This window comes from Paraburkholderia sp. J11-2 (genome assembly GCF_905220185.1).
Classification (GTDB): domain Bacteria; phylum Pseudomonadota; class Gammaproteobacteria; order Burkholderiales; family Burkholderiaceae; genus Paraburkholderia.
In genome coordinates this window covers 208227-224133 of record NZ_CAJMYY010000013.1, presented here as the reverse complement: position 1 = coordinate 224133, position 15907 = coordinate 208227, and the positions used below count along the sequence as shown (strand labels likewise).

At 66.5% G+C, this 15907-nt stretch carries 16 protein-coding genes; 4 read left to right on the top strand and 12 right to left on the bottom strand.

Features of this window, described 5'->3' with window-relative positions; genetic code table 11:
• Position 1 precedes the first annotated feature (1 nt).
• Entirely contained in the window at positions 2 to 346 is a 345-nt protein-coding gene (locus tag U5A57_RS19980; RefSeq protein ID WP_321913414.1) for a cupin domain-containing protein, read from the top strand.
• A 20-nt stretch (positions 347 to 366) separates the two neighbouring features.
• Here the strand turns inward: U5A57_RS19980 and U5A57_RS19975 are convergent, their stop codons facing one another.
• From U5A57_RS19975 to U5A57_RS19925, 11 genes are all read right to left on the bottom strand, one after another.
• Positions 367 to 711 (bottom strand): AraC family transcriptional regulator, encoded by a 345-nt coding sequence (locus U5A57_RS19975; RefSeq protein WP_321913394.1) that lies wholly within the window; start codon positions 709 to 711, stop codon positions 367 to 369.
• Positions 712 to 713: 2 nt separating this feature from the next.
• A complete protein-coding gene (locus tag U5A57_RS19970) occupies positions 714 to 1892 on the bottom strand; it encodes an FAD-dependent oxidoreductase (protein WP_321913393.1) in 1179 nt (392 codons plus the stop codon).
• A complete protein-coding gene (locus U5A57_RS19965) occupies positions 1889 to 3355 on the bottom strand; it encodes an FAD/NAD(P)-binding oxidoreductase (RefSeq protein ID WP_321913392.1) in 1467 nt (488 codons plus the stop codon). The genes U5A57_RS19970 and U5A57_RS19965 overlap by 4 nt, the downstream gene beginning before the upstream one ends.
• On the bottom strand, positions 3334 to 3654 hold the full coding sequence (locus U5A57_RS19960) for a (2Fe-2S)-binding protein (protein ID WP_321913391.1): 321 nt from the start codon (positions 3652 to 3654) through the stop codon (positions 3334 to 3336). Before U5A57_RS19960 ends, U5A57_RS19965 begins: the two co-directional genes overlap by 22 nt.
• Complete coding sequence (locus U5A57_RS19955) at positions 3651 to 5516, bottom strand: ABC transporter ATP-binding protein (protein WP_321913390.1); 1866 nt, start codon at positions 5514 to 5516, stop codon at positions 3651 to 3653. The genes U5A57_RS19960 and U5A57_RS19955 overlap by 4 nt, the downstream gene beginning before the upstream one ends.
• The gene (locus U5A57_RS19950) at positions 5513 to 6466 is read right to left on the bottom strand and encodes an ABC transporter permease (RefSeq protein WP_321913389.1); all 954 of its coding nucleotides are present in this window, start codon (positions 6464 to 6466) and stop codon (positions 5513 to 5515) included. Before U5A57_RS19950 ends, U5A57_RS19955 begins: the two co-directional genes overlap by 4 nt.
• A complete protein-coding gene (locus U5A57_RS19945; RefSeq protein ID WP_321913388.1) occupies positions 6463 to 7419 on the bottom strand; it encodes an ABC transporter permease in 957 nt (318 codons plus the stop codon). Before U5A57_RS19945 ends, U5A57_RS19950 begins: the two co-directional genes overlap by 4 nt.
• Before the next feature lie 80 nt (positions 7420 to 7499).
• A complete protein-coding gene (locus U5A57_RS19940; RefSeq protein ID WP_321913387.1) occupies positions 7500 to 9116 on the bottom strand; it encodes an ABC transporter substrate-binding protein in 1617 nt (538 codons plus the stop codon).
• Between the two features lie 81 nt (positions 9117 to 9197).
• Positions 9198 to 10472: an FAD-dependent oxidoreductase gene (locus tag U5A57_RS19935; RefSeq protein ID WP_321913386.1), complete on the bottom strand. Its 1275-nt coding sequence runs from the start codon at positions 10470 to 10472 to the stop codon at positions 9198 to 9200.
• Positions 10473 to 10497: 25 nt separating this feature from the next.
• On the bottom strand, positions 10498 to 11166 hold the full coding sequence (locus tag U5A57_RS19930) for a haloacid dehalogenase type II (protein ID WP_321913385.1): 669 nt from the start codon (positions 11164 to 11166) through the stop codon (positions 10498 to 10500).
• 250 nt (positions 11167 to 11416) lie between these two features.
• A complete protein-coding gene (locus U5A57_RS19925) occupies positions 11417 to 12907 on the bottom strand; it encodes an aldehyde dehydrogenase family protein (protein ID WP_321913384.1) in 1491 nt (496 codons plus the stop codon).
• Positions 12908 to 13146: 239 nt separating this feature from the next.
• Here U5A57_RS19925 and U5A57_RS19920 point away from each other — a divergent pair, with 239 nt between their 5' ends.
• Entirely contained in the window at positions 13147 to 14019 is an 873-nt protein-coding gene (locus U5A57_RS19920; RefSeq protein ID WP_321913383.1) for a GNAT family N-acetyltransferase, read from the top strand.
• A 74-nt stretch (positions 14020 to 14093) separates the two neighbouring features.
• Positions 14094 to 14402, top strand: a complete 309-nt coding sequence (locus tag U5A57_RS19915; protein ID WP_321913382.1) for a hypothetical protein — start codon at positions 14094 to 14096, stop codon at positions 14400 to 14402.
• A 158-nt stretch (positions 14403 to 14560) separates the two neighbouring features.
• Here U5A57_RS19915 and U5A57_RS19910 read toward each other — a convergent pair whose 3' ends face one another.
• On the bottom strand, positions 14561 to 14836 hold the full coding sequence (locus U5A57_RS19910; protein ID WP_321913381.1) for a hypothetical protein: 276 nt from the start codon (positions 14834 to 14836) through the stop codon (positions 14561 to 14563).
• Positions 14837 to 15058: 222 nt separating this feature from the next.
• Here U5A57_RS19910 and U5A57_RS19905 point away from each other — a divergent pair, with 222 nt between their 5' ends.
• Positions 15059 to 15907 carry a substrate-binding domain-containing protein gene (locus U5A57_RS19905; RefSeq protein ID WP_321913380.1) on the top strand — a complete coding sequence of 283 codons (849 nt, stop codon included), beginning with the start codon at positions 15059 to 15061 and terminating at the stop codon, positions 15905 to 15907.

The following is a 15907-nucleotide window of genomic DNA, read 5'->3' as shown; positions in this document are numbered from 1 at the left end:
GATGAAAGTTCAGCAGATCACGCAAAGCATCAACGTGCAGGCACTGGAGGACTGGGGCACCGCGGGCGCACCCGGCTCGCAGACGATACGCGTTTCGGGCGTGCAGAAAGTGATTCCGGGCACCGAATCTATCGATACGGGGCTCTTCGAATGCACCAGCGGCACCTACCGGCGCTCGGTGAAAGAAGCGGAGGTCATGCACATCCTGAGCGGAAGCGGACGCTTCACGCCCGACGGCGAGGCAACCGTGCATTTTCGCGGCGGCGATACGCTGTTCTTCGCGGCGAACACGGAAGGCACGTGGGAAGTCGACGAAACGATGCGCAAGGTCTACGTCATTTTGTGACGCGAGACGCGGGCGAGCGCTCAAGCCGCTTCGAGCGCTCGCGCCTGCTGTAGAAAGGCGCTGGGCGTCACGCCGCAAAAGCGCTTGAAATGGCGCGCCAGATGGCTCTGATCGAAGAAACCGACTTCGGTCGCCACCACGGCGCCCGGCACGCCCGCCAGCAGCAAGTGCTGCGCGCGGCGCACGCGCACTTCGCACAGGTACTTGTAGGGCGAAAGGCCGACCTGCTGACGAAACACGGTAGCGAAGCGCGACACGCTGAGCGCGGACACCTCGGCCAGTTCGGCGAGACTCACCGCCTTGTCGAAATTCGCTTCGATATAGGCCAGCGCGTTGCGAAGCGGAGTGACTGTCGCGTTATGCATGATCAAGCCTCGCTCGCGGTCGATGTGTGAGCGCCGACCGCAGATGCCGCCAATGGACTGCGCCCGAAGCGCGCAATCGAAAACGGTTCGAGCGGCATGTCGGTTGCGCCGGCGTCGAGCAGTTCCGCGAGCGTTTCGCCCACGCCGGGCCCGATCTGGAAGCCCGAGCCGCTGAAGCCGAATGCGTAGAAAAGGCCCTCCGTTGTCGAACTCGGGCCAATCACGGGCTCCGAATCCGGCAGATAGCTTTCCACGCCGCTCCACACGCGGATCACGTGCAGCGGCGCGAGCGCGGGCACCAGCCGGCGAAACTGCGCGATCTGCTGCACGGTGTTGCCGGGCAGCACGCCGGCGCGGCGCGTGCCGGTGTCGGCGGGACCCGCGGGGCCGCCGCCCAGCACGAGGTTGCCGCGTGGAATCTGCCGGAAGTACACGCTTTCTTCCTTGACCGACGTGTAGACGCCCATCGAATGCGTGAAGCGGTAGGGCACGGGCTCGGTCACGGCCATCTGCGGGCCGCGCGCAACGAGCGGCACCGGCTCGCCGAACTGCTCGGAGAGCGCCCCCGCCCATGCACCGGCGCAAATCAGCAGCTGCTGCGCGCGCCACACGTGCCCTGTTGCGCTCTCCACGCGAAAGCCGCCTGCTTCCTTTTCGACCCGCACGATCTCGGTGTTCTCCACGAGCTGCGCACCCAGGCGCGCGGCAGCGCGGCCGAAGGCCGGTGCAGCCAGACGCGGATTGGCGTGGCCGTCACGCGGCGAGAGGGAGGCGGCCAGCACTTCGCGGCCAAGGAACGGAAAGCGCTTGAACATCGCCGCCCCTTCGAGCACTTCGAGATCGAGCCCGTATGCACGCGCTTGCTCGGCGTAGCGATGAAAGTACTCGGCGTCGTGTGCGTGGTAGCACACGCGCGTGTGGCCAGAAGGCAAAAACTCCACATCTTCGCCAAGCAGCGACTGCGCGCGGTACCAGATATCGAGCGCGCGATTGGACATGGCGAGCTGCGAGAGCGCGCGGCCCTGGCGGCGCACGCCGCCGAAATTCACGCCGCTTGCCTGCTGGCCCGTCAGCCCGCGTTCGATCAGGATCACTGAGCGCTTGCGGCGGCTCAGGAAGAACGCCGTGGACGTCCCGATGATGCCGCCTCCAATCACGATCACATCGGCGCGATCCGTCATTCGCTGAACTCCTTTGCGCAGCACGCGCCGTGCTGCGTTTGTGCGGCAATGGCCTGCGTTTCGTCGATGCCATTCTCTACGGCGCTCAGCGTCATCGTGAGCGGCTTCACCGGCGCTTGCCCGCGCAGGCGGCCCACGGCTTCGAGCGGCACGCGCGCCTCGGCGGCAATCACTTCGGCCCCTGCGTGCGCGCAAAAGCGCCCCTGGCAGCGCCCCATTCCCACGCGCGAAAAGGCCTTCGCGCGATTGGCTTCGGTTGCGCCCGTCTCGCGCACCACGCGGCGCAACTCGCCCGCCGTGATGGCTTCGCAACGGCACACTACGGTGTCGTCAGGCAGCGCCGCCGCGAAATGCGCGGGCCACGGAAAGGCTTTGCGCAAGCCTTGTGCGAAGCGCGTGAAACGCGCGAGTTCAACGCGCAGTCTTGCTGTCTCGGCAAGCGCTTCGTTCGATGAGCCCACGCCCGCATCCTGCGAGGCCGCAAGCGCAGCGAGACGCCCCGCGCGCTCGGCCGCGTCGGCGCCGCGCACGCGCGCGCCGTCCCCAGCGAGATACACGCCTGCCACACTGCTGCGGCCGTCCTGATCGACTTCGGGCAGCCATTGCCGCGCAGCCGCATCAAACGCGAACGCACAACCGGCGAGATCGGCGATTTGCGTTTCGGAGCGCAGGTGATAGCCGAGCGCGACGGCGTCGCACGCCACGCGCTGCTCGCTGCCGTTTGCGAGCTTCACGCGCACGGCGCCCACGCCGTGCTCGGGCGTGCCGTCGATGGCGAGCGGCGTGACGCCGCGATGCACCGGCACGCCCGCGCGGCGCAGCGTGCGCAGCAGCGCCATGCCCTTGCGCAACGTGGCGGGCACTTGCAGCAGATCGGGCAACGCGCGCACGCGCTGGCCTGTCGTGGACGTATCGAGCACCGCGCTCACCGTCGCGCCCGCTTTCACGTATTGCGCGGCGACGAGGTAAAGCAGCGGGCCCGTGCCCATCATGACGGTGCGCGCGCCGATGGCGCAGCCCTGCGACTTCAGCGCGACCTGCGCGCCGCCCAGGCTATAGGCGCCCGCCAGATGCCAGCCCGGCACCGGCATGAGCCGGTCGGTCGCGCCGCTGCAGACGATCAACGCGTCGAAGGCCAGCTCGTGGTAGCGCGCACCGCTTGCGAGGTGCACGGACTTCGGCCCGACGTTCCAGACTAGCGTGTCGGGCAGGTAATCGATCTGCGGGCGCAGCGCGTCGAAGTCGCGGTGCAGCGACGCCGCGCGCGCGGCCTCGGTGCCGTAGAGCGTTTCGTAGCTGCGCTTGAAGCCTTCGGGCTGGCGGCGGTAGATCTGCCCGCCATCGCGCCGCCCTTCGTCCACCACGACAGGGCGCAGCCCCGCCGCGACCAATGTTTGCGCCGCGCGCACGCCAGCGGGCCCCGCGCCGATCACGACCACCTTCAGTTCTGAGCGCGCGGCCATACGCCCTCCCCGGCAAGCGCATTGCGCGTGACGATCGACATGCCCGGCGCCGCCGGCGTCGTGCAAGCGCGCAGCCGCTCGCCCTGTGCGGTCCACACCCAGCAGTCCTGGCACGCGCCCATCAGGCAGAAGCCGGCGCGCCGCCCGTCGTCGAACTCGCAGTCGCGCAGCGCGTCCTGCGTCGCGAGCAGCGCGACCATCAGCGTGTCGCCCTCGGCGGCCTGTGCCATGCGGCCGTCGATTTCGATGTCGAAGGTCGGGCGGCCCGCTTCCGCCACTCTCACGAAGCGTGCGCTCATGCGGCGGCCCTCTTTGTGGCTTGCGTGGCTTGCGCGACCTGTTCCGCCTGGGCGGTCTGCAGCCGCTGCAGTTCGGCCGTCGTGTGATGGCAAAGAATCTGTGCGCCGCCAGGCAAGCGCTTGATCGCGGGCGGCGTGACGTTGCAGGCGCCGTCGATGCGCACCGGGCATCGCGCGCGGAACGCGCACAGTTCGCGCACTTCGGCCGAGGCGCCAAGCGGCGGGAGCGCTGTGCCCGCTACAGCGCGCCGTGCATCGAGCCAGCCCGGCTGCAGGGCCGGGACCGAATCGACGAGCAGGCCCGTGTACGGGTGATAAGGCGGCGCTTCCAGCACATCGCGCTGACCCGCCTCCACGCACTGGCCGCCGTACAGCACGACGACGTCATCGCAAATCGCGCGCACCGTCGAAATATCGTGGCTGATGAACATGTACGAGACGCCCAGCTCGCGCCGCAATTCGGCGAGCAAGTCGAGAATCGCTGCACCGACCACGGTGTCGAGCGCAGAGGTCACCTCGTCGCACAGAATGAGCGCGGGCTCCGCCGCAAGCGCGCGAGCGAGGTTCACGCGCTGCTTCTGGCCGCCCGAGAGCGCGCCCGGCTGGCGCTTCGCAATCGACGCGGGCAGCTTCACGAGGTCCAGCAGTTCGAGCATGCGCTTTTGCGCGCGAGCGCCGCGCAGACCGTGATAGAAGCACATGGGCCGCGCGAGGATATCGGCGATCGTGCGGCTCGGGTTCAGCGCCGTGTCCGCGTTCTGGAACACGATCTGGATCCGGCGGTACTGGTCGGGCGTGCGCGCCGAAAGCGTGGCGGGCAGCGGCACGCCGTCGAGCAGCACCTCGCCGCGCGCACGCTCGACGAGCCCCGCCACCACGCGCGCGAGCGTCGTCTTGCCCGAGCCCGATTCGCCGATCACGCCGAGCGCACTGCCACGCGGAATGCGCAGGCTCACGTCCTCCAGCACGCGCACGGCCGGCACGCCGTTCGCATCGACGCGGCCATAGCCCGCGATCAGGCTGCGAACTTCGAGCAGCGGCACCTCGGCAGGCGGCGGCGCGACGGGCGGACCGGGATCGGGGTGACGGCGCGCGGCCAGCAGCGCGCGCGTGTAGTCGTCGGCGGGAGCGTCGAGCACCTGGAGCGTCGTGCCGTTCTCGCGCACCGCGCCATTGTTCAGGACGACGATACGATCGGCCATCTGCGCGACGACTGCGAGATCGTGCGACACGTACACAGCCGTCGTACCCAGCTCGCGCACGACCTTGCGGAACGCCGCGAGCACTTCGATCTGCGTGGTCACGTCGAGCGCCGTGGTGGGTTCGTCGAACACGACCACGGCGGGATCGGTGATAAGCGCCATTGCCGCCATCAGCCGCTGCAACTGGCCGCCGGAAACCTGATGCGGATAGCGCGCGCCTATCGTCTCCGGCGAAGGCAGCGCGAGCGCGCGGAACAGGCTCACCGCTTTCTCGCGCGCCGCCGCGGGCGACATCAGCTTGTGCAGCAGCGCGGGCTCGGTCACCTGATCCATGATCGTGCGCGCCGGATTGAAGCCCGCCGAAGCGCTCTGCGCCACATAAGCCACGGTGCGCGCGCGCAGTGCGCGGCGGCCGCGTTCGTCGAGCGCGAGCACATCCGTGCCGCCAATCTTCACGCTGCCGCCCGCGATGGCGCAGCCCTCGCGCGCATGGCCGAGCAGCGAGAGCGCGATGGTGGTCTTGCCCGACCCCGACTCGCCGATCAGCGCGAGCACTTCGCCCTTTTTCACCGTGAAGTCGACGCCCTTGACGATCTCGACGACCGGATCGGGCGCCGCGCCCGCGACCACGCGCAGGCCCGTCACTTCGATCATGTTCATTTTCCGCCTCCATGCGCGCGGCCGCCGTGACGGCGCAGGCTGTCGATCAGCAGGTTCACGCCGACGGTCAGCGTCGCGATGGCGACGGCCGGCATCAGCACGGCGGGCGCGCCTTCCGCGAGGCCGCCAATGTTCTCGCGCACGAGCGAGCCCCAGTCCGCGTCCGGCGGCTGCACGCCGAGGCCAAGGAACGAGAGGCCCGAGAGCAGCAGCACGATGAACACGAAGCGCAGGCCGAAGTCGGCGAGCATGGGGTGGATCATGTTCGGCAGCACCTCCACGCGGGCGATATAGAACAGCCCCTCTCCGCGCGCCCGGGCGACCTGCACGTATTCGAGCGTCATCAGGTTCACGGCGAGCGAGCGCGAGATGCGAAACGCTCCCGGAATATAGGCGAGCGCCGCGACGGTGATGAGCATAGGCACCGACGAGCCGAACGCCGCGATCACGACGAGCGCGAGCACCTTGCTCGGAATGGAGATCAACGCGTCGAACAGGCGGCTCAGCACCTCGTCGATCCAGCGCGGCGCGACAGCCGCAAGCAGTCCGAAGAACGTGCCGATGCCGCTTGCGAGCAGCGTGGCGGCGAGCGCGAGGCCCACGGTGTACTGCGTGCCGTAGAGCACGCGGCTCAGCATGTCGCGGCCGAGGAAATCGGTGCCGAGCAGATGCGCCGCGCTATACGAGCCGAAGATCTCCGTGGACGTGATGGCGCCGCCCTTGTACGGCGCGACGAGCGGCCCGATGAAGGCCACGCCGAGCCAGAACACGACAATGGCAAGTCCGATCAGGCCGAGCACCGAGAGGCGCCCGACGATACGGCGCAGCGGCGAGCGCGGCGGCGTGGGAACATCGCTCTGTACGTCCTTGGCAACCTCGGCGGCGCGCTCCTCGCTCTCGCTGGTCGCGTAGAGCACGGTCGCGGCATGGGATGTGGCGGGTCGGTTCATCGTTGACGCAGCCTCGGGTTGGATACGATTTGACACAGGTCCGCGATCAGCACGAGCACCAGATACGCGGCGCAGAACACCATCACGCAGCCCTGCACGAGCGGCAGATCGCGGTTCGTCACGGCGTCGACCATCAGGCTCGCGAGGCCCGGATAGTTGAAGATCGACTCCACGATCACCACGCCGCCAAAGAGATACGAGAGGCTGAGCGCTACCGCATTGGCGATCGGGCCGATCGTGTTCGGCAGCACGTGGCGCAGCACGATGCGAGCAGGTGAAGCGCCCTTCAGGCGGGCCATTTCCACATACGGCGCGCCGAGCTGGTCGAGCACGGCGGCGCGCGTCATGCGCGCCATCTGCGCGACGATCACGCAGCACAGCGTCATGACCGGCATCGCATAGATACGCAGGAGCGTGCCGAACGAGTCCACCTCGGAGAGGTACGCGAGCGCAGGCAGCCAGCGCAGCTTCACCGCGAAGATCAGCACCGCGATGGTGGCGACGAGAAACTCGGGCACGGCCACGGCGGAAAGCGTGAGCACGTTCAGTGCGCGATCGAGCAGCGACCCGCGGAACACAGCGGAAAAGATGCCGATGGCGAGCGCGAGCGGCACGGAAACCAGCGTGGTGAGCCCGGCCAGCACGAGCGAATTCGGCAGGCGTGTGGCGATCAGCTCGCTCACCGGCTGGTTGTTCGACACCGACGTGCCGAAGTTGCCGGTCACGGCCTGCAAAAGCCAGTGGACATAACGCGTGAGCGCGGGCTGATCGAGGCCGAACTGGTGACGCAACGCGGCCACCTGCTCGGGCGTGGCCGCCTGGCCGAGGGCCTGCTGCGCGGCGTCGCCGGGCAAGAGGCCCGTGAGGCCGAACACGATTGCCGAGACGATCAGCAACGTGAGCAGCGCGAGACCGAGACGCGCGGCAATGAGACGTTGCGCGTGAGCTTTCATCGGATGTCGCCTCCCTGAGCATCATGAAGCGGGAAATCGGTGGCCGGGCATGCGCCCGGCCGCAACCATCACATCGGGAACTACGCTTCGAGCCAGACGTTCTCGGCGAACTTGAAGCCCATGAGGCCCGCAATCGGAATCGAGCCGAGGCCCTTGAGCTTCGTCGTATGCGCGTCGAGCGAGCTCAGGAACATCGGAATGCCGATGCCGCCGTCGCTATGCACGAGCACCTGCATGTCGCCGTAGATCTTCTTGCGCTTGGCGTCGTCGGGCTCGCCGCGCGCCGCCAGCAGCATCTGGTCGAACTTCGGGTCCTTCCAGTTCGCCTCGTTCCACGGCGCGTCCGACTTGAAGAACTGCGTGAAGATCACGTCGGCGCTCGGGCGCGCGTTGATGTTGCCGAAGGTCAGCGGGTGCTTCATCCAGTGGTTCGACCAGTAGCCGTCGCTCGGCGTGCGCACCACCTGGAGGTTCAGGCCCGCCTGCGGCGCGACCTGCTGCAGCAGCATCGCCATTTCGACGGAGCCGTCCGCAGCCGGTGAGGCATAGATCTGCAGCGGCGTGTTGCCGAGCTTCGCCTTCTGGAAATAGAACTTCGCCTTCTGCGGATCGAACGCGCGCTCCGGCAGGCCCGCGAAGTAGTACTTGTTGGTCGGATCGATCGGCTGATCGTTGCCGATCGCGCCGTAGCCAAGGAACACGGCGTTGCGGATCTGCTCGCGGTCGAACAGGTGCATCATGCCGCGGCGGAAGTCCGCGTTGCCCGTGATGCCGCCTTCGTCGCGCATGATCAGGTCTGTGTACTGGCCCGTCTTCGTTTCCTTCACCGCGAAGCCCGGCGTGCCCTTGATGCGCGAGGTCGAACGCGGGCTCACCTGATTGATGAGCTGCACGTCGCCCGAAAGCAGCGCGTTCACGCGCGCCGATTCGTCGCCGATGCCGACCAGTTCGATCTCGTCCAGATGCGGCAGGCCCGGCTTCCAGTAGCGCTCGTTGCGCACGACCACCGTGCGCACGCCCGGCGAAAACTCCTTGAGCTTGAACGGACCGGTGCCCACGGCCGTCTTGAAGTCGTTCGTACCGTCCTTGATGATCATGAAGTGCGAGTCGGCGAGGATCACGGGCAGGTCGGCGTTCGCACCCGTGAGCGTAATCGTCACTTCGTTCGGGCCCGTGGCCTTCACGTCCTGGAACTGGTCGGCGAGCGTCTTGACCTTCGAGGCCACCGCGGGGTCCTTGTGGCGCATGAGCGAGTAGACCACGTCGGCGGGCGCGAGCGTTTTGCCGTCGTGGAACTGCACGCCGCTGCGCAGCTTCACGACCCACACCGTCGCGTCCTTCGTTTCGAGCGACTGCGCGAGCGCCATTTGCGCGCCGAGATGCGAGTCGTACTCGGTCAGCCCGTTGTACACCATGTAGGCGCGCACATAGTCGGTGGACACCGACTCCTTCGCGGGATCGAGCGTATCGGACGCGGACGCCGACTGCGTCGCCACGCGAATCTTGCCGCCCTGCTTCGGCTTTTCCTGCGCGAGCGCCGCGCCGCTCGCGGTGAGCAGGCCCGCGCCCGTCATCGACACCATGCCCCCCGCGACCATGGCGCGAAGGAGGTCGCGGCGCGTGGCGCCGCGCTTCGTCAATGCCTCGAGCCGCACGCCGGGGTGTGCAATGTCTTCAAGCGATTTGTCGATGCTCATGAAACTTCTCCGCGTCTGATGTGGGGGACCGCAGCTCGTATCGAGGCTGTGTTTTATGGAAAAGGCAGTGGAAAAGCAGGGTCAGTAAAAAGCGTCTTTGATCTGGTAGTACGCGCCGACGAGCGGCAAAAACCACGGTTTGCCCGTGTGCCCCGGAATAGCGGGCCAAGCGAAATCGCGCCACGGGTTCGCCGATGTATTGCCGCTCATCACCTCGGCCATCACCTGGCCCATGTGTGTCGACATCTGCGTGCCGTGCCCGCTGTAGCCCATCGAGAACCACACGCCGTCGTGCTGGCCCGCGCGCGGCAAGCGGTCCGCAGTGATATCGACGAGTCCGCCCCAGCAGTAATCGATGCGTACGCTCGCGAGCGCCGGAAAGAGCTGCGCGAGACTGCGCTGGAGGATGCGGCCGCTCTTTGCATCAGAGGGTTGCTCGGATGCGGTGAAGCGCGCCCGACCGCCGAACAGCAGGCGCGAGTCCGGCGTCACGCGAAAGTAGTTGTGCATGAGGCGGCTCGTCGTGTACGAGCGGCGGTTCGGCAACAGCCGTGCGAGTTGCCCGGGCGGCAGCGGTTGCGTCACGACGATGAACGAGCCAACCGGTGCAAGACGCCGCCGATACCACGCGAACGGGCCGTGCCGCGAAGGGCCCGTCGCGATCAAGACCTGTTGCGCGCGCAACGTTCCGCGTGACGACTCCACGCGATAGCCGCCGCCCTCCTTCGCGATGGACGTCACGGCAGCGTGCTCGTAGAGCCGCGCGCCGCGCCGTACCGCAGCGTTCGCAAGACCCACTGCGAAGCGGCCCATGTGCATCTGGCCGCCATGCTTGTGCAGCAGTCCGCCATAAAAGCTGTCCGACTCCACCTCGCTGCGAATCTGCTCACGGCCGATGATCTCGACATCCGGATCGACTTCGCGGCGAATCAGTTCGGCCGTGCGTTCGAGGTGTTCGAGGTGATGCGGCTTCGACGCGAGCTTGAGCTTGCCCGATGCGAGGTAGTCACACTCGATGCCCTCTTCGCGGATCAGCCGCTCCACCGTATCGACGGCAGCCGCATAGGCGCGGTAGCAACCCTGCGCGCGCTCGACGCCCAGTTGAGCGCGCAGCGCCGCATAGTCCTGCGCCACGCCCGTGTTGCACTGGCCGCCGTTGCGCCCTGATGCTCCGCCGCCCATGCGGCCCGCGTCCAGCACTGCGACGCTCGCGCCGCGGCCGCCAAACGCGAGCGCGGCGGATAGCCCCGTGAAGCCGCCGCCGACCACGGCGACGTCCACGCGGCCCTCCACCGGTCCCTCGCTTGCGAGCAGACCGCCAGGGGCGGTATCGAGCCAGTAGGAGTCGAGCTTCATCGGGCGGCCTCGGCTATCTCGTCTCTCACAGACCCAGTTGCGAAGCGAGTTCGCCAATCGTCTCGACTTCGTAGTACTCGTAGTACGGCGTGCCCGGCTCGTGGCCGCGCTTCACGAACGCCTTGTGCTTGATGCCCATGTCGTGCGCCGTCATGAGGTCGTAGCGCAGGCTCGACGAAACGTGCAGCACGTCGCCGGGGTTGCAGTTCAACTGGTCGAACATGTACTCGAAGCCCTGCATGCGCGGCTTGTACGACTGCGCCTGCTGCGCCGTGAACACGCGGTGGAACGGCGCGCCGAGCTTGTCGACGTTGCTCTGGATCTGGTCGTCCGAAGCGTTCGAGAGAATCACGAGCTTGTACTTCTTCGCGAGACGCGAGAGGCCTTCCGGCACGTCCGGATGCGGGCCCCAGGTCGGCACGGCGGTGTAGAACTTTTCGGCTTCGGATTCGATGAACTCGACGTTCATGCGCTTGCAGGCACGGCGCACCGAATTGACGACCACGTCGCGGTACGGCTTCCATGCGCCGAGCACCTCGTCGCGGCGATAGCCGGCGAAGAACGCGACGAACTTCTCGAGTTCGGCGCCCTTGAGGCGGTCGCCGTACATCTCGCGCGCCATGTCGGCCATGCGGAACTTCGTCAGCGTGCCGTAGCAGTCGAACGTGATGTACTTCGGCTCGAAATCGATCATGATGACAATCCTTTCGTGTGATGAACCCGTTTGGGGCTCAGTGGCGAAAACAGGAAGAAGTGCGTCCCTGTGGAAAATTTAAACAGCGCAAAATTTGGGGTTGGCGTCGAATCGTGGGGCCTGCACGGTATAAACCACGCGTTTGCAGGGGCCGGCGCAGCAGATTCTGCGGTGGCGCCATTTCGCGCGTAATAGCCGCATGACCGTGCGTTTTCCTGCATGATTCGTCGGCGTGGCAGTCGGCATGTCGTCAGCTCCGCGTATCGATCAGCACGCTCTTGAACCGCAGGTGCGCCTCATAGCCCTGGCGGCCGAGATCCTTGCCCATGCCCGAGCGCTTGTAGCCGCCCGTCGGGATCATGAAATCGCTGCTGCGCCCGTAGCGGTTCACCCACACGGTGCCCGCCTCGAGTGCGCGCACGAGGCGCAGCGCGCGGCCGAGGTCCGCGGTGTGCACGCCGGCGGCGAGGCCGTATTCGGGATGCGAGGCGAGCGCGAGCGCTTCTTCCTCCGTGTCGAAGGTCTGCACCGTGAGCACGGGGCCGAAGATCTCGGCGCGCACCGCCTCCGTTTGCGGGGTCACACCGGTGAGGATGGTGGGCAGATAGAACGCGCCCGGCACAGGCGCGTCGGCGCGGCGGCCGCCGCAATATAGCGTGGCGCCTTCGGCCACGCTGCGCTCGACGATGGCTTCGATGCGCGCGGCCTGCGCCTCTGAAATGATGGGCGGCAGCGTCGTGCCCGCAGCCCACGTCGCGCCCGCGCGCAGCGTTGCGAAGGCCTGCTCGATGCGCGACACGAGTTCGTCGGCAATGCCGCGCTCGACCAGCAGCCGCGAACCGGCCACGCACACCTGCCCGGCGTTGCCCGCAATCGCACCGGCAATGCGGCGCGCGACCTCGTCGAGCCTCGGTGCATCGGCAAACACGAGTTGCGGGCTCTTGCCGCCCAGTTCCAGCGTGACCGGCTTCGTGCCGCTTTGTGCGCACGCCGCCATGATCGCGGCGCCCGCGCGCGTCGAGCCGGTGAAGGTCACCTTCGCGACGCCCGGATGACGTACGAGGGCGTCGCCGGTCGTCGCGCCGTCGCCTTGCACAACGTTGAAAATGCCCGGCGGAATGCCCGCTTCGATCGCGAGTTCGGCCAGACGCAGCACGGAGAACGGCGTCATTTCCGAGGGCTTGAGCACCACGGCATTGCCTGCTGCGAGCGCCGGGCCGATTTTCCACGACGCCATGACGAGCGGGAAATTCCACGGTGCGATCGCGCCGACCACGCCGTAGGGCTCGGCGATCGTCATGCCCAGATGGTCGTGATCGGTGGCCACGACCTCGCCGCCGACCTTGTCGGCGAACTCGGCGTAGAAGCGAATGCCTTCCGCCGTGAACGGCACGTCCCAGGCGCACACGTCGCGCACGGGGCGCGTCGAGCCGAGCGCTTCGAGCGGCGCGAGCGTGGCGGCGTCGGCGGCGATCAGGTCGGCGAAGCGGCGCAGGATCCGGGCGCGCTCGCGCGGCGCCATGCGCGCCCAGCCGCTCTCGCGAAATGCGCGCGTGGCGTTCTCGACGGCGCGGTCCACCCGTTGCGCATCGGCGAGCGGCACCGAGGCATAGACCACGCCATCCGATGGCCGCGCAACGCCGATGCGCTCCGCGCCCTCCACGACCCGCTCGCCGCCAATGAAATGGCCGGCTGTTGCGGCCACGGCGGCAGCCACTGCGGCGGGCTCGAACTGGTCCATGACTGGGTTCCCTCGACTTGGTCTCGATGGGAAATATCGTAGGTCCACTGCCGCCGCATATTTCGCCGACAAAAAGGCGCAATCAGCAGAATCGACGCGTTATTGACCGTCCAACCCCGCGTTTTGCATTGCATCACGGGCGAGGCCGGGCGCGCGCCCAGAACAGGAAGATCGTCCTAGTCAGCCTCAGCGGGCAATGCGATAGTCACGGAACGCGTATACAGAATCTGGAGGCCGGCGTGTCCGACCCAAACCCGAACAGCGTCATCACCTACCGTGCCTTCACGGCCGACGATCTGGCCGCCGCGCATGCGTTGTCGACAGCAGTGCGCTGGCGGCACCGCCCCGAAGACTGGCGATTCGCCGCGCGCATCGGCGAAGGCATCGTGGCCGTGGACGAAAGCGGCGCGCTCGTCGGCACGGCTTTCTCCTGGCTGTTCGGTCCTAACGCGGCAACGCTCGGCATGCTGATCGTGAAGCCGAGTCATCAGCGCCGCGGCATTGGGCGGGCCATGATCGAGCACTGGATGCAGGCGCTCGCCTCGCGCACGCTGCTGCTCCATGCGAGCGACACGGGCTGGCCGCTCGTCGAGCGGCTCGGCTTTACACGCATTGGGCGCATTCACCAGCACCAGGGCGCGGCGTTCCAGCCGCCGCTCGTCTCCCTGCCCGCGGGCGAACGGCTGCGCCCGATCGGCGCGAGCGACCGGCCGCGCCTGGTCGAGCTCGCCACGCGCGCAAGCGGCCTCGATCGCTCCGATATGCTGCCCAAACTGCTCGATCAGGCGAGCGGCATCGCGCTCGACCGCGACGGCGAACTGATCGGCTTCGCACTCTTTCGCCGCTTTGGCGACGGCCACGTGATCGGCCCCGTGATCGCCCCCGATTCGCCGGACGCCTGCCGCGCCAAGGCGCTGATCAGCCACTGGCTCGCCTCCAACGCGGGCATGTTCGTGCGTATCGATACGCCCGTCGATCTCGGTCTCTCGGATTGGCTCGAAGGCGTGGGGCTGCCGCTCGTGGATCACATCGAGAAAACGGAGCGTGGTGAGCCGTTGCGCGTCGATGCGCAGTTCAAGCAGTTTGCGATCACGAGCCAGGCGGTGTGGTGAGGGCGCTCGACGGCGCGCTACCACCCGGGCAGCGAACGGACTACCATTGAAGTCTCGTCTCGAGGGTGACGGCTATGGCTACCTATGGTGTCGACGGTGTACGCATCAGTTCCTCAACGGACCGGGTAACCCATGTGCGCTGGGCGCTAATCGACCCCCAGACGCACGATTGGCTTTCGACACCCACCATCTCCGAGGTGGGGACCATCACGAACGACATCCGCTTGGGCGCCGTGGTGTATTCGGTATTTACGCTCGGCGGCATGCGCTTTCTTGGGCCGAAGATCAAGCCGGTGCCGCATCCCAACGGGATCGATGGCATCGATCTGGAAGTGCCGGACGGCAACGTCGAAAAGTCCATCGACGATCTACCGCGTATCTAGCGGTTCGTCGTTGACCCTGCCGATTCCCGAAAAGTTGCCGAAAAATTGCCGAAAAGCGCGATGCGCGCGGCCATGCGCGCATCTGCCGCTTGTCGTCAACCCTGCCCCGGCTGAGCAAATCATTCGGCATGCCGATTATTTGCCCCGGCAATCGACGACTATTGCGAAGTTGTGAGCTTGAGGTTCGGACGCAGGTCGTGCGTGACCGCTTCACGTTGCCCTTTGCGCTGGTCCGACACCTGTTCGATGCCCGTCTTCAGCACCTCTTCGCAAAACGCAATTCGCGTGCGGTAGTACTCGGCCTGCAATTGCGCATCGAGAACCCGCTGTTCAGCCTGGAACAGCGCCATACGCAATTCACCCAGCGCGCGTTGAGCCTGCTTCTCCGGCGTTGCGGCATTGTGGGCAATCAAGTTTGAAAGCCAATGCAACATGGATAAGCCCCCCTGTCTTCGATTTCACGCGTCAAGTTTGATAACTGCCCGAACCGTCGCTGAGAAAAGACTATCAGAGGCGAAGAAAACCAGTGTGTGCACAAACGAACGTGTTGTATAAACGATGCAAAACGGCCATAGCGCGACTCACTTTCGTCACACGTTTTCTTCATGCGCTTTCTTCACAAATAGGGAGCGATGTATATCCGTGCCAGGTCAGTCATGACTCACCGCGTTCGCACACTCGCGTTTTGCATAGCGCTCGCGTTACTGGGTCCCGACGTGTGTCTGGCGGACCAGGTGAAGGTCATGATGTCGGGCTGGTTTGCGCCAGCGTATCGCGAGCTCGGCCCGCTATTCGAGGACGAGACCGGCAATACATTGCTCACGGTATGGGGGGCCGCGGCAGGCACGGCCCTGACTGCCATTCCCGTGCGGTTTGCGCGTGGCGAATGGGCCGACGTGCTGATCGTGGTCAGCTACGCGCTCGACGATCAAATTCACGCGGGTAATGTCGTGCCCGGCAGCAGGGTGGACTTCGCGCGCTCGCCAATCGGCATGGTGGTGCGTGAAGGTGCGCCGAAACCGGACATCAGTTCTGTCGACGCTTTGCGCCGCACGTTGCTTGAGGCGAAGTCGATTGTTTATCCGCAAAGCGCGAGTGGCGCGTATATCGCCAACGAGCTGTTTTCGCGTCTGGGCATTGAAGGGCGTGTGAAAAGCAAGAGCCGCATGGTGCCCGCCGAACGAGTCGCCACTGTCGTTGCAAGCGGCGGCGCGGAGATCGGCTTGCAGCAGGTCGTGGAGCTGTTGCCGGTGAAGGGAGTGACGGTGGTCGGCAGTTTGCCCGCGGAATTGCAGAGTTACGTGGTGTACTCCGGGGGCATCGCCGCCACGGCAAAGAATCCGGCCGGCGCAGAGGCGCTGATCCGCTTTTTGTCTTCGCCGGATGCAGCACCCGCGATTATGCGCAGCGGGCTCGAACCGATCACGGCGCCGCAGCCGTTGCCGGCGCTGCCGCCGCAACCGCAACCGCAATTGCAACCACAGCCGCAGCCACTGCCGAACTGA

Coding starts and splice junctions, on each gene's coding strand:
- U5A57_RS19980 (WP_321913414.1), top strand. CDS start 2: ATGAAAGTTCAGCAGATCACGCAAAGCATCAACGTGCAGGCACTGGAG.
- U5A57_RS19975 (WP_321913394.1), bottom strand. CDS start 711: ATGCATAACGCGACAGTCACTCCGCTTCGCAACGCGCTGGCCTATATC.
- U5A57_RS19970 (WP_321913393.1), bottom strand. CDS start 1,892: ATGACGGATCGCGCCGATGTGATCGTGATTGGAGGCGGCATCATCGGG.
- U5A57_RS19965 (WP_321913392.1), bottom strand. CDS start 3,355: ATGGCCGCGCGCTCAGAACTGAAGGTGGTCGTGATCGGCGCGGGGCCC.
- U5A57_RS19960 (WP_321913391.1), bottom strand. CDS start 3,654: ATGAGCGCACGCTTCGTGAGAGTGGCGGAAGCGGGCCGCCCGACCTTC.
- U5A57_RS19955 (WP_321913390.1), bottom strand. CDS start 5,516: ATGAACATGATCGAAGTGACGGGCCTGCGCGTGGTCGCGGGCGCGGCG.
- U5A57_RS19950 (WP_321913389.1), bottom strand. CDS start 6,466: ATGAACCGACCCGCCACATCCCATGCCGCGACCGTGCTCTACGCGACC.
- U5A57_RS19945 (WP_321913388.1), bottom strand. CDS start 7,419: ATGAAAGCTCACGCGCAACGTCTCATTGCCGCGCGTCTCGGTCTCGCG.
- U5A57_RS19940 (WP_321913387.1), bottom strand. CDS start 9,116: ATGAGCATCGACAAATCGCTTGAAGACATTGCACACCCCGGCGTGCGG.
- U5A57_RS19935 (WP_321913386.1), bottom strand. CDS start 10,472: ATGAAGCTCGACTCCTACTGGCTCGATACCGCCCCTGGCGGTCTGCTC.
- U5A57_RS19930 (WP_321913385.1), bottom strand. CDS start 11,166: ATGATCGATTTCGAGCCGAAGTACATCACGTTCGACTGCTACGGCACG.
- U5A57_RS19925 (WP_321913384.1), bottom strand. CDS start 12,907: ATGGACCAGTTCGAGCCCGCCGCAGTGGCTGCCGCCGTGGCCGCAACA.
- U5A57_RS19915 (WP_321913382.1), top strand. CDS start 14,094: ATGGCTACCTATGGTGTCGACGGTGTACGCATCAGTTCCTCAACGGAC.
- U5A57_RS19910 (WP_321913381.1), bottom strand. CDS start 14,836: ATGTTGCATTGGCTTTCAAACTTGATTGCCCACAATGCCGCAACGCCG.
- U5A57_RS19905 (WP_321913380.1), top strand. CDS start 15,059: ATGACTCACCGCGTTCGCACACTCGCGTTTTGCATAGCGCTCGCGTTA.